At 45.5% G+C, this 13,642-nt stretch carries 12 protein-coding genes; 2 read left to right on the forward strand and 10 right to left on the reverse strand.

What is annotated here, in order from left to right; translation table 11 throughout:
• Positions 1-6 precede the first annotated feature (6 nt).
• From bamA to rpsB, 9 genes are all read right to left on the reverse strand, one after another.
• The gene (gene bamA / locus ICN41_RS01320) at positions 7-2,280 is read right to left on the reverse strand and encodes an outer membrane protein assembly factor BamA (protein WP_216291377.1); all 2,274 of its coding nucleotides are present in this window, start codon (positions 2,278-2,280) and stop codon (positions 7-9) included.
• Positions 2,281-2,351: 71 nt separating this feature from the next.
• Positions 2,352-3,482: an RIP metalloprotease RseP gene (gene rseP, locus ICN41_RS01325; protein WP_216291008.1), complete on the reverse strand. Its 1,131-nt coding sequence runs from the start codon at positions 3,480-3,482 to the stop codon at positions 2,352-2,354.
• Complete coding sequence (ispC, locus tag ICN41_RS01330; RefSeq protein WP_216291009.1) at positions 3,483-4,667, reverse strand: 1-deoxy-D-xylulose-5-phosphate reductoisomerase; 1,185 nt, start codon at positions 4,665-4,667, stop codon at positions 3,483-3,485.
• A 2-nt stretch (positions 4,668-4,669) separates the two neighbouring features.
• A complete protein-coding gene (locus tag ICN41_RS01335) occupies positions 4,670-5,497 on the reverse strand; it encodes a phosphatidate cytidylyltransferase (RefSeq protein ID WP_216291010.1) in 828 nt (275 codons plus the stop codon).
• Positions 5,498-5,516: 19 nt separating this feature from the next.
• The gene (locus tag ICN41_RS01340) at positions 5,517-6,290 is read right to left on the reverse strand and encodes an isoprenyl transferase (RefSeq protein ID WP_216291011.1); all 774 of its coding nucleotides are present in this window, start codon (positions 6,288-6,290) and stop codon (positions 5,517-5,519) included.
• A 27-nt stretch (positions 6,291-6,317) separates the two neighbouring features.
• On the reverse strand, positions 6,318-6,878 hold the full coding sequence (gene frr / locus ICN41_RS01345; protein WP_216291012.1) for a ribosome recycling factor: 561 nt from the start codon (positions 6,876-6,878) through the stop codon (positions 6,318-6,320).
• 11 nt (positions 6,879-6,889) lie between these two features.
• A complete protein-coding gene (pyrH, locus tag ICN41_RS01350) occupies positions 6,890-7,600 on the reverse strand; it encodes a UMP kinase (RefSeq protein WP_216291013.1) in 711 nt (236 codons plus the stop codon).
• A gap of 183 nt (positions 7,601-7,783) precedes the next feature.
• Positions 7,784-8,668 (reverse strand): translation elongation factor Ts, encoded by an 885-nt coding sequence (gene tsf / locus ICN41_RS01355; RefSeq protein WP_216291014.1) that lies wholly within the window; start codon positions 8,666-8,668, stop codon positions 7,784-7,786.
• Complete coding sequence (rpsB, locus tag ICN41_RS01360) at positions 8,668-9,417, reverse strand: 30S ribosomal protein S2 (protein ID WP_071467757.1); 750 nt, start codon at positions 9,415-9,417, stop codon at positions 8,668-8,670. The genes tsf and rpsB overlap by 1 nt, the downstream gene beginning before the upstream one ends.
• A gap of 267 nt (positions 9,418-9,684) precedes the next feature.
• On the opposite strand from rpsB, the gene map reads away from it, so the two are divergent.
• Complete coding sequence (gene map, locus ICN41_RS01365) at positions 9,685-10,521, forward strand: type I methionyl aminopeptidase (RefSeq protein ID WP_216291378.1); 837 nt, start codon at positions 9,685-9,687, stop codon at positions 10,519-10,521.
• Positions 10,522-10,525: 4 nt separating this feature from the next.
• On the forward strand, positions 10,526-13,123 hold the full coding sequence (locus tag ICN41_RS01370) for a [protein-PII] uridylyltransferase (RefSeq protein WP_216291015.1): 2,598 nt from the start codon (positions 10,526-10,528) through the stop codon (positions 13,121-13,123).
• On the opposite strand, the gene ICN41_RS01375 is transcribed toward ICN41_RS01370, so the two are convergent.
• Positions 13,120-13,611: an NUDIX hydrolase gene (locus tag ICN41_RS01375; RefSeq protein ID WP_216291016.1), complete on the reverse strand. Its 492-nt coding sequence runs from the start codon at positions 13,609-13,611 to the stop codon at positions 13,120-13,122. The genes ICN41_RS01370 and ICN41_RS01375 overlap by 4 nt on opposite strands.
• Positions 13,612-13,642: the final 31 nt, after the last annotated feature.

Consider the following 13,642-nt stretch of genomic DNA (forward strand, 5'->3'; position numbering starts at 1 on the left):
AAACAATTAAAACGCTGTACCTACCTGGAACTGCAAACGCTGCACATTATCCGTTGGTAATGACTTAATCGGGATACCGTAGCTGAATTTTAGTGGTCCCAGCGGTGATATCCATGATAAACCTAAGCCATAAGAATAGCGTAAAACCAGGTTGATATTCTCGCCGTAGACGTTACCGCCATCCACGAACCCAAATACTCTAAGGGTTTTATCAGCCCCAGACCCTGGAACTGGCACCGTATATTCGATATTAGATACGATCTTGGATTGGCCGCCGGTAGGCTGATTCGTCCCAGTATTGGTGTTGTAGAAGGTAGGTCCAAGGGATCCAGGGGCATATCCACGAACCGACCCAATACCACCCACATAGTAGTTTTTGGTGATTGGGAATGGATTATTGCCGTATGCCTGGCTATAGCCAACCTCTCCATTGAAAGAAAGGATGTTTCCTTTTGAAAAGGAATGGTATTTCTGATACTGGCCAAAAATACGGTAGAAGGTCATATTGCCGGCAGGAGTGCCAACCTCACCTGATAACTGTTGCAGAGATCCAGCAGATGGGATCAGGGAGCTATCGCGCCCATCACGTGACCAACCCACTGTCACTGGTACGTTATAGGTTGTCAAAGTAGCTGGGTAACCTGGAGGCGCAATACCGTAGCTTTCGGCATATGTTAAGTAGGGCTGAGGCGTGCTCGATGAAGTGGTAATTCGGTAGAACTCCAATCCCGATCCGAAGAACACGCGATCTACTTCGCTATATGGGACACCAAATTTAATATTGGAGCCCAAGGACTTGATTTGATAATCAGGATCACCGGTGTAATACAAAGGCTTGGATGAACGGTAGTACAAATCGGTATAACGACTAATGCCGTCTTCCGTGAAATAGGGATCGTATTGGGAAAGCGCTAGATTTTGATTAATCTTACCTAGGGATGCATTCAAACCAATCGCTGTACCTGTACCAAATGCATTTTCCTGATTAATACCAGCAGAAAGAATTAATTTTTCTGTTGAGGAGAAACCAGCACCTACAGTAACTGAGCCAGTTGGTTTTTCGACCACTTTGACGTTGACATCGACTTGATCAGGGGAGCCCGGAACATCTTCAGTAGCGATATCCGTTTCATTAAAGTAGCCTAATCTTCCTAAGCGTTTTTTCGATAAATCAATCTTATCGCCGTCAAACCAAGAGCTTTCAAATTGACGCACTTCTCGACGAATTACCATATCGCGTGTTTTTGAATTCCCGGTGATATTGACCTGGCGAACATAAATGCGGCGCCCTGGATCTACCACCAAAGTTAAATCTACTTCACTCAACTCACGTCGTATATCTGGCTGCGGATTGATAGTGGCAAAAGCGTAGCCATAGGAACCCAGAATCTCGGCAATCGCCTTCGTACTCTCAGTTAATTTAGCTGAGGAGAAGGTATCGCCTGGCTTTAGGGTAATCAACTGCATCAATTCATTTTCTTTGCCTAACAAGTCCCCGGCAAGACGCACATTCTTGACTGTGAATTTACTGCCTTCACGAATACTGATTGTTAAATAAATACCTCTTTTATCAGGAGTGATAGAAACCTGAGTTGACTCAATCACAAACTCTAAATAGCCGCGGTTCAAATAGAAAGAGCGAATGTTCTCTAAGTCAGCAGTTAATTTTTGTTTTGAATACAGATTGTCTTTGCTATACCAAGATAACCAACCACCCGTCTTTAATTGCATCTCGCTTCTAAGCGTGCTTTCGCTAAAGACTGAATTACCAATGAAGTTGATTTCCTGAATCTTTGCTACAGGACCTTCATCAATATTGAAATAAATGGCTACTTGATTGCGCTCAACCGGAGTAACGGTAGCGACCACCTCGGCGGCATACATCCCCTTACCTATATATTGGCGCTTGAGCTCTTGCTCTGCTTTATCGATCAGCGCCTTGTCATAAAAGCGTGCTTCAGCAACTCCAACTGCTTTGAGGGATTTTCGAACCACCTCTTGATCGAATTCTTTCATTCCCGTAAATTCAATACGAGAGATAGTTGGACGCTCATCCACAATCACAATCAATACATTGCCCTGAGCTTGAATTTGCACATCTCTAAAGAAGCCAGTGCTATACAAAGACTTAATCGCTTCGGTACCCTTCTCATCTGTAAAGGTATCGCCTACTTGTACCGGCAAATAACTAAATACTGTGCCTGGCTCTACGCGCTGCAAACCTTCGATGCGAATGTCTTTAATCACAAAAGAATCTGCTGCTTGCACGTTCAAGCTCATACCAGCAGCCAAGACCAACAAAATTTGGGCTAGAAAACGGGTAAAAACAGAAAGGGGTGAGGTCAGAAAATTCAAGGTGAAAAATAGCGTTGCAAATCATTAAACAAGGCTAGGAGCGAGAGAGAAATCAGCAAAAGAAAGCCCAGTTTTTGGAACCGCTCTTGCATGGAAATCGAAATTCGCTTACCAGCAACTAACTCCCATGCATCATACAGGAGCTGACCCCCATCAAGCATGGGAAAAGGGAGCAAATTCAAGAGCCCAATACTGATGCTCATGAGTGCCAAAAAGGCAAAAAAAGGTTGCCAGCCAACCTGGGCTGACTTCCCAGCCATATCAGCAATACTCAGGGGCCCTCCCAACTGCTTTATGGAGCTCTTTCCTGTCAAAATTCCGGCCATTAGCCTTACAGAAACCTTAGTGATTAACCACACCCGATGGCTCGCATAAACCAGGGCGTCAATGGGGCCTAATTGCAGCTCTTGCCATGCTGGGGGCGAGCTAATCATGGGCCGTATTCCTAGGGCCTGCATAGGGTCCGATTCTGGCGTGATTTGCGGCAAGTCTGAGGCTTTAAATGCCTTAGTAAAGCGCGCACCAGAAGCGTCCTTTAACTCCAGGGCAAAGCCTTCTTGTCCGGTGACTGAATTGAGTAAATCCCAACGTAGTGCATTCCAACTCAACACAGGCTCAAATCGATCATCCCGAATCAGATCCTGATCATCAGATAAGTCCTGCCACCCTAGGACCTTATCACCCTGGGTCAAGCCCAATTTAGCTGCTAATGAATGTTCTGGCGGAGTATCCAATACCGCTGGCAGCTGTGGAACTCCAGAAATATAAATGACGGCAAACAATATGATCGAGAGAATAAAGTTGGCTAATGGACCAGCCGCAACAATGAATGACCGTTGCCATAATTTTTTTCCATCAAATGCGTGCGCTTGCTCTTGAGGAGTAATCACCTGCTCGCGATCACGGCCATCCAATAATTTGACATAGCCCCCAAGTGGAATTGCTGCCAATACCCATTCGGTTTGATTTTTTGCGTGAAAGGTATAAAGCGGCTTACCAAAACCAACAGCAAATCGCAATACGCGAACGCCGCATATTCGTGCAGCAATAAAGTGGCCGAACTCGTGAAAACTCACAAGCACCCCTAGGGTCACTAAAAATGCGGCAAGAGTAATTAAAGCTTGCAATTAATGAATTGCCTTAATAAAGTCGCGCGCAGCTCTTCTGGCTTGAGCATCAATATCTAAAATCACCTCAAGAGAATCCACCGAGCTGATTTGAATCGCGTTTAGGGTTTTTTCAACTACTTGAGGAATCTGTAAATAAGGCATTCCCTCATCCAAGAATGCAGCTACAGCGATTTCGTTGGCAGCATTGAGAACGGTCGGCGCAACACCACCTGCTTTTGCAGCCGCAAATGCCAGAGCTAAACAAGGAAAGCGCGCTAAGTCTGGCTCACTAAAACTCAATGAAGCAAGCTGGGTCAAATTGAGTGCCGCAACCCCTGCTTCAATACGCTCTGGCCAAGCAAGCCCATACGCAATTGGAGTTCGCATATCTGGCTGACCTAGCTGCGCCATAACAGACCCATCGACATAGCGCACCATCGAATGAACTACGCTTTGTGGATGGATGAGTACTTTAATTTTTTCTAATGGCAGTCCAAATAACCAAAATGCCTCTATTACTTCCAATCCTTTATTCATCATCGTTGCGGAATCAACGGAAATTTTTCTGCCCATCACCCAATTCGGATGGGCGCAGGCTTGTGCAGGAGTGATGACGTTTAATTCCTGAAGAGGGGTATTTCTAAAGGGACCGCCTGAGGCAGTGAGCCACAACTCCTCTACCCCCAAGGAAGGATGGGGTGCTTTGGTAAATTGGTCGGGCAAACATTGAAAAATGGCATTGTGCTCACTGTCGATTGGGAGTAACTCGCCCCCACCGGCTTTCATGGCCTGCATAAAGAGATGGCCGGACATCACCAGAGCCTCTTTGTTTGCTAGTAATACTCTCTTACCCGCTTTCGCCGCCGCCAAGGTGGGCACTAAACCTGCTGCCCCAACAATTGCGGCCATGACGGTGTCGCAGCCTGAATCAGTAACAGCGGTAACTAAAGCCTCAGGACCATACAACACTTGAGTATGAATCCCTTTTTCTTTTAACAGGGCTGATAACTGAGCAGCACCTTGTACATCCCCTATCACGGCAATTGCTGGAGCAAACTCAATACACTGCTCCGCCAATAACTCAACCTGCTTACTTGCGGTGAGCGCGAAAACTTTAAAACGATCTGGGTGTGCGCGAATGACATCTAAGGTGTTCACGCCAATAGAGCCAGTTGATCCGAGAATGGCAACGTGTCTCATCACTTTTACACCAGTCCTGCTAACAAGGCAGCAATTGGCATTGTTGGAATTAATGCATCTACACGATCAAGCACACCACCATGCCCAGGGAGCAAATGGCTGCTGTCTTTGACGCCGGCCATACGTTTTAACTGTGATTCAAATAAATCACCAAAAATACTAAATGCTGTAAGCACTGTCACCATGACAAACATGGGCACCCAACCAAAACGAATTGCCCAGGCGCCAAATATAGTGGACTCAAATGGTAAATAAAATACGCATAGCAAAGCGTATCCATAACAGAGGAGAAGCCCTCCTATGGCACCCTCTATCGATTTTCCAGGGCTAATTTGTGCAGCGAGCTTGCGTTTGCCAATTGCTTTGCCGACAAAATACGCGCCAATATCTGCAACCCAGACCAAAGCCATCGTACTTAATAAGAAAACGAGACCAAGTTCACGTAGATAGACTAATGCGAACCAAGTCGCAGGCAAGAGAATAAATCCAAGAACAATATAAAAGGGGCGTAACTTTTGCAGTGAAACACTCATCCCTTTAGCCAAAATAAAGGGAGCCAAGAAAAACCAAAAAATCACCGCCAAGAGTAATAAGGCAAATTGCCAAGCCACATTTTGCATGGCCAATAAAAACAGAATAATCGCTAAACAAAATACGGCATATAACCAAGCGGCTCTGCCTGCTTGCGGGTTTAGCAAACGACTCCACTCCCAAGCTGCAGCGGATACAGCTAGTAAGAAGAAGACACCTATGTAAATGGGTGGCAATAAAAATAAGATCGGCAATAAGACTGCCAAGAGAACAATGGCAGTGATGACTCGGGTTTTTAGCATGTTTTAATTGGCAGATAAATCAAACAGCATCGCTCATTACTTGCGTAGCAAGCTGGGCACTCGTGCGACCAAAGCGACGCTCACGCTGGCTATACCAATCAAATGCTTTATGCAGTTCAGCCTCATCAAAGTCAGGCCAGAGAATATCTGTGAAATACAACTCGGTGTAAGCCAGTTGCCACAATAAGAAATTGCTAATTCGTTGCTCACCACCGGTGCGAATAAATAAGTCTGGCTCTGGTGCATAGGACATCGATAAATAAGGCTGCAACAACTCTTCTGTAAGCTGATCTGCTTGCAAATCGGGGTTAGCTGCTACACATTGACGCATAGCCTGCAAAATGTCCCAGCGACCGCCATAATTTGCAGCAATTGTCAGCGTGAGACCCTTGCATCCTGCAGTCTTTTGCTCAGAAAATTGCACCATCTCTTGGATAGAAGAATCAAAGCGGCTCAAATCGCCTATGAGTCGCAAAGAAATATCATTTTCCGCAAGACGTGAAACCTCACCTTTAAGCGATTTCAGAAACAGCTTCATTAAGAAGCCTACTTCCTCAGGTGGACGACGCCAGTTCTCAGAACTAAATGCGAAGACAGTTAAATACTCGACACCAATACGACGGCATTCTTGGACAACCTTACGAACCGCCCCCAAACCTTCTGAGTGGCCTGCCACTCGAGGCATTAAACGCTTACTAGCCCAACGTCCATTGCCATCCATGATGATGGCAACATGCCGTGGAATAGCACTTGCCTCAGGAACGGCTAAAGTTGAACTAATGTGTTTGGTCATAAATGAGAGCGTAATGATGACGGCTATTTAGACCGTCATGATCTCTTTTTCTTTTTCTGAAATGATCTTATCGATTTCAATAACTGCTTTGTCAGTCATCTTTTGAATATCGTCGGTTGCGCGACGCTCTTCATCCTCAGAAATTTCTTTATCTTTGGTTAAACGTTTCAAATGCTCATTTGCATCACGACGTAAATTACGAACTGCAATCTTGGCTTCTTCGCCTTCATTCTTAACAACCTTCGTTAATTCACGACGGCGCTCTTCAGTTAAGGCAGGCATTGGAACCCTAATGACCGTTCCTTGTGAGGCAGGATTTAAACCCAAATCTGAATCTCGAATAGCCTTCTCTATTACTGCAACCATAGTCTTTTCGAAGGGCTGCACATTGATTGTGCGGGCATCAGCCAAACCTAAGCTGGCTACCTGACTTAATGGAGTTGGATTGCCGTAGTAATCAACTTGGATGTGCTCCAAGATGCCAGGGTTAGCGCGACCAGAACGAATCTTTGCCAAATTGGTTTTCAATGCATCAAGGGACTTGTGCATCTTTTGATCGGAATTGGATTTAATTTCTGCTGCGGACATCAAGCCTCCTATTAAACGTGTACTAAAGTACCTTCAGGTTCACCCTGCACAACGCGCATCAAAGCGCCTGGCTTGAGAATTGAAAATACTTTGATTGGTAACTTGCGGTCACGACACAAAGCAAATGCAGTTGCATCCATGACCTGTAAATTTTTAATTAGCGCCTCATCAAAAGTGATGGTCTTGTATAAAGTTGCGCTGGGATCCTTTACTGGGTCTGCGCTATAGATGCCATCAACCTTGGTGGCCTTCAACATCACCTCAACACCCATCTCTGCGCCACGCAATGCGGCGGCAGTATCGGTTGTAAAGAAAGGATTGCCAGTACCCGCAGCAAAAATAACAACCTTACCTTCGCTCATGGCACGAATAGCGCGTGGACGAATGTAGGGCTCGACTACTTGATCCATTCTCAAGGCTGACTGCACACGAGCTTCAACGCCCTTTTGACGTAATGCATCTTGCAGTGCCAGGGAATTCATCATTGTCGCTAACATACCCATGTAATCGGCAGTTGCTCGATCCATACCAGCTGCTCCACCGGCAACACCGCGGAAAATATTTCCGCCGCCAATCACGATGGCCAACTCCACTCCGCTACTCACAACTTGCGCAATTTCAGAAACCATGGCATCGATTGTGACTGGATTGATGCCAAATGCATCGTCGCCCATAAGGGCTTCACCAGATAGTTTTAGGAGGACTCGTTTATAGGCTGGCATATTTTCTATTTTCCGTAATTTGCCAAGTAATTTACTTACTTAGCTTATTGATCTTTAAGCGCTTTTTAATATCTCCGCCAAATTATAAAGGGCTTGGGTAGGATCAAAGAAAAGGGCATAGAAACTAAGGTTTCTATGCCCTTTTGGGCGATACAAACTAGCCAGGGGAGCCCTGGAAACTAGTTAAGCAGTTGCTTTAGAAGCAGCAGCTACTTGGGCAGCCACTTCAGCCGCAAAGTCGTCTTGACGCTTCTCAATGCCCTCGCCTACAACAAACATGGTGAAACCCTTGATTGTTGTATTTGCAGCCTTGAGCATTTGCTCAACGGTTTGCTTGTCATTCTTAACAAATGACTGATTTAACAATGACACTTCTTTGAGGTACTTCTGAACAGAACCTTCAACCATTTTTTCAACGATTTCAGGTGGTTTGCCAGATTCAGCAGCTTTTTGGACAGCCACATTACGCTCTACAGCAATTAACTCAGGCGGAACATCAGCCATCGACAAGGCAACTGGCTTCATTGCGGCAATGTGCATTGCTACATCCTTAGCAGCTGCTTCATCACCATCAAACTCTACCATGACGCCAATACGTGTGCCGTGCAAATAAGAAACCAACTTGCTGCCACCAGCAAAACGCTTAAAGCGACGTGGCATGATGTTTTCACCGATCTTGCCGATCAATGCACTGCGTACTTCGTCAACAGTTTGACCATTCATTGGCAATGCCAACAAGGCAGCAACGTCAGCTGGGTTCTTTTCAGAAATCAACTTAACGCATGCATTGGTAAAAGCCAAGAAGTCGTCGTTCTTAGAAACGAAATCAGTTTCGCAGTTCACTTCAAGCAAAGCACCGTTAGTTCCATCGATAGATGAAGCTACGATACCTTCAGCAGTCACACGAGAAGCAGCTTTACCAGCCTTGCTACCGAGCTTTACACGCAGAATTTCTTCTGCTTTAGCCATATCACCTTCAGCTTCAGTTAATGCTTTTTTGCACTCCATCATCGGAGCATCAGTTTTGGCGCGTAACTCGCCAACCATTGCAGCGGTAATAGCGGCCATTATTCAGCTTTCCCTTCTTCAACAAATTCTTCTTCACCTTCTTTAACTGCAGTCAAGATTTCTTGAACAGAGTTCGCCTTGCCTTCGAGGATTGCGTCAGCAATACCACGTGCATAGAGGGTTACTGCCTTGCTTGAATCATCATTACCAGGAATGATGTAATCAACACCTTCTGGTGAGTGGTTGGTATCTACAACAGCGATCACTGGAATACCAAGCTTGTTAGCTTCAGTAATAGCAATCTTGTGATAGCCAACATCCACTACGAAAATCGCATCAGGAACGCCGTTCAAATCTTTAATACCACCAAGTGCTTTTTGTAATTTGTCGAGATCACGGTCATTAGTCAAAGCTTCTTTCTTAGAAAGCTTTTCCCAGTCGCCCGCTTCTTTAGCAACTTCCATATCTTTCAAACGCTTCAAAGAGCCTTTAACAGTTTTGAAGTTAGTGAGCGTACCGCCCAACCAACGGCTGTCGATGTAAGGCATACCAGCACGAGCTGCTTCTTCAGCAATGATCTCGCGTGATTGACGCTTAGTACCAACAAATAAAATCGTGCCACGATTAGCAGCAACTTGTTTTGCGAATTTCAGGGCGTCCTGAAACATTGGCAATGTTTTTTCCAAGTTGATGATGTGGATCTTATTACGATGACCGAAAATAAATGGGGCCATCTTTGGGGACCAGAAGCGAGTTTGGTGACCAAAATGGCAACCGGCTTCCAGCATTTGACGCATAGTTACTGACATAACTTCTCCTAAGGGTTGGTTCTAAAGCTGAGTCCTAGCTGCGCTAAAAAGCGCCACCCCGGAAGGCTCAACTCGCGATTTCAAGTCCAAAATAGACCTGAGACCAAAATTATAGCTTAAATATCAAGGGTCTAGCTAGCTCTACCCCCTCCAGCTATTCAGTTTTGGGCACCTAAGACCGCCCTAGCGTCAGTAAAACAGGCTTATTGCCTAATATTTAAGCAATTGGTGCATGCCAAAACCCAGCAAGTCGTTGATAATCAAGGCATGAATAGTGTATTTACAGCAGAAAAAGACATCCTAGGGATGCGTGAGGCAGGACGCCTGGCTAGTGAGGTACTGGACCATGTTAGCCCTTATGTGAAGCCCGGGATCAGCACTGGCGAATTAGATCGCATATGTCATGAATACATGCGTGATGTCCAAAAGACTATTCCTGCACCACTCAATTACCAACCTCCAGGTTACCCTCCTTTTCCGGCATCTATTTGTACATCCGTAAATGATGTCATCTGTCACGGCATACCTGGTGAAAAGATTCTTAAAAATGGGGATGTTGTGAATTTAGATATCACCGTGATCACGCCAGATGGTTATTACGGTGACACCAGCAGAATGTTTATGGTTGGAGAAGTATCCGTTCTCGCAAAACGTCTTACCCAAATTACTTTTGAATGTATGTGGCTAGGAATCGCACAAGTAAAACCCGGTGCCGCTCTCGGCGACATTGGGCATGTGATTCAAACGCATGCAGAACAGGCTGGTTATTCCATTGTGCGTGAGTATTGCGGACATGGAATCGGCAAAGTCTTTCATCAAGATCCACAAATTCTTCATTACGGCCGCCCCGGTACCGGGGAAAAGCTAGTTGCTGGAATGACCTTTACGATTGAGCCCATGATTAATGCTGGTCGTCGTGAAATCAGAACCATGCCTGATCAATGGACAGTAAAGACCAAAGATCGTAGCCTGTCAGCACAATGGGAGCACACCTTGTTGGTGACCCCCTCTGGGGTAGAAGTTTTAACTTGGTCTGAAGGCAGCAACTCTCCGCCCGATTGCGTTAAGAACCTTTCCTTTAGACCGACATTAGCAAACGCTTAAATCCATGAATGAGCCGCAGGCCATTAGCACCATTCAAGATGCAGCTGGCTTGAAAGCTGCGCGCGAAGTTGCCTACACTCAATTTCGGAAAACTCAAGCTGTTGGAAAACTCACCAAGCAATTAAGTAAGCTGAGCGATGAGCTCTTGAGTAATTTATGGAATCAATGCGGTTTCAATAATGAGGCTGCTCTCGTTGCTGTCGGCGGCTTTGGCAGAGGTGCATTATTCCCCTACTCCGATATTGATATTTTAATTCTCTTGCCAGCCGATGCAAAAGAGGTTGAGGCTCTGTCTAAAAGAGTTGAGCAATTCATTACAAATTGCTGGGATACCGGTCTTGAGATTGGCTCTTCAGTTAGAACGGTTACTGAATGTATTTCTGAGGCCGATCAAGATATCACCGTCAAAACATCCCTCCTGGAATCTCGACTCATCTGCGGCAAGAAAGTACTCTTTAAAGAATTTGCAAAGGCTTTTGAAGCCTCTCTCGATCCCAAATCTTTTTTTCAGGCAAAACAAGCAGAGCAAATTCAACGGCATTACAAATATCAAGACACCCCATACTCTCTTGAGCCCAACTGCAAAGAAAGTCCAGGTGGCCTGCGCGATCTGCAAGTCATTTCATGGGTAAGTAAAGCGGCCTTACTAGGCAACACCTTCAAAGATTTAAACGAAGCTGGTTTAGTGACGCAGCGTGAACTAACTGAGCTCAATCGCAATCAACGTTTTTTAGAGACTCTGCGAGCCAATCTGCATTTATTAGCTGGTCGTAGACAGGATGTTTTGGCATTTGACTTGCAAGCAGCACTTGCCGCTTCAATGGGGATTAAAGAAGAAAATTCTCGCCAAGCCAGTGAAGCGATTATGCGCCGTTACTACTGGGCAGCTAAAGCGGTTACACAATTAAATGACGTACTACTTCAAAATATCGAAGCATTGCTCTTTCCTCAAGAATCCAAAACTACGCATCCCATTCCCGGCGAGGGCAATGAACACTTCATTGAAAGACAAGGGGTGTTGGATATTACCGATCCACAGCTTTACGAAAAGCATCCAGAACAAATTCTGCGGACTTTTTTAGTCTTTGCTCAAACGCAAAACGTTAAAAGCCTCTCACCGACTATTTTTCGCGCGCTCTATAACGCCCGTCAAAAAATGGATAGCAAGTGGCGTGCTAACCCCATCAATCGCGCGCTGTTTATAGAAATCCTAAAGCAGCCCGAGGGCGTGAGCCGCGCCTTCCAGCTCATGAATCGAAGCAGCGTATTAGGCCGTTACCTTCCTGCCTTTCGCAGAATTGTGGGGCAAATGCAGCATGATTTATTCCATGTCTACACGGTAGATCAACATATCTTGATGGTGCTGCGTAATGTGCGCCGTTTTATGGTGATAGAGCACACCCATGAGTTCCCCTTCTGCAGCCGCCTCATCGCCCATTTTGAAAAGCCATGGTTAATCGTCATTGCCGCCCTCTTCCATGACATTGCCAAGGGACGTGGCGGCGATCATTCACAGCTAGGTAAAGCAGACATACGTAAGTTTGCTAAAGACCATGGTCTCGACAAGAAAGACACTGAGCTTTTAGTGTGGCTCGTAGCAGAGCACTTGTACATGAGTCAAGTAGCACAGAAACAAGACATTACCGATCCAGATGTGGTCAGAGCGTTTGCCAAAAAAGTAGGTGATGAGCGCCATCTGACTGCCTTATATCTCCTGACGGTAGCAGATGTTCGTGGTACTAGCCCCAAAGTATGGAATGCCTGGAAAGGCAAACTCCTGGAGGATCTGTATCGCGCCACCCTGAGAGTCTTGGGGGGCGCCAAACCGGATGCCTCTTCTGAATTGGCACAGCATCAGGAAGAATCTCGCGCCAAGTTACGCCTCTATGGCATCAATGATGATTCTTATGAAGAGCTCTGGACACAACTCGACGTTGCTTTCTTCTTAAGACAAGATTCGGCCGATATTGCATGGCTTACTCGCCATCTTTTTAACAAGGTTAATAGCGAACAGCCGATTGTGTGCGCTAGACTCTCCCCAATTGGTGAGGGCTTACAAGTGGCTGTATACGTCAAAGATCAAGAAGATCTCTTTGCACGTATCTGTGCTTACTTTGAAAGACATGGCTTCTCAATTTGGGATGCCCGTATTCACACGACGCGCCATGGATATGCGCTAGATACCTTCCAAATCTCAGGCAGCAATTTAGTAGATGAAGGTGGAAGCTATCGAGACATCATTCAATTGGTTGAATTTGAATTAACGGCCGCCTTAAGTAATGCGGACCCACTTCCTAACCCAAGTATGGGACGCCTTTCAAGGCAATCACGTACTTTCCCAATTCAGCCCCGGGTTCACATGGTTCCAGATGATCGTGGCAGATATTACACACTCGCACTATCCGCCAGCGATCGTACGGGCCTGCTCTACACCATCTCTCGAGTACTCGCTAAACATCAAGTCTCGATTCATACCGCCAGAATTAATACCTTGGGTGAACGAGTGGAAGACGTACTACTCTTAGATGCGATGAACTTGAGCAAGAACCCTAAGCTACAGATTCAGCTGGAAACAGAGTTACTTGAGGTTTTAGGGGCCTAGGCTAATTTAGTCAAGGCACGCTGAATGCGAATGCTTTCTACCTGATCAAAAGAAAACCATTTATAAGAAATATCCTCAAGAGATTTTTCTTGTCGTAAGACTTTCAGCCTATAAAGTAGATCTATATGCAAGTGAGGGCCCTCGCCTTTCTTGGGATTGGCTGGAATTTCATGAATATCAATATCAATTAGCTCGGGAAACTCTGGGTCTAGGGTGCAAACAAAACCAGTTTCCTCATAAACCTCTCGAATTGCTGCATCAACTGGCAACTCACCCTCATCAATATGGCCGCCAGGCTGAAACCAACATTTAATGTACGGGTGAAATATCAACAACACTTTATTTTCATGGATAACTAATCCACTGGCAGTGATATGCCCCTCTTGAGTATTGCGAGCAAAAGGATTCGAAGACGTCAATATCAAATTGGTTTGATTTAAATAAGGCGTATGTTTTGCTGCAACTGCAATAGCTGTAAAAATTGTCATTAGAGATAAAAAATTTGAATTTTCAGCAAGA

The sequence above is a fragment of the Polynucleobacter sp. 15G-AUS-farblos genome (assembly GCF_018882445.1).
GTDB lineage: Bacteria > Pseudomonadota > Gammaproteobacteria > Burkholderiales > Burkholderiaceae > Polynucleobacter.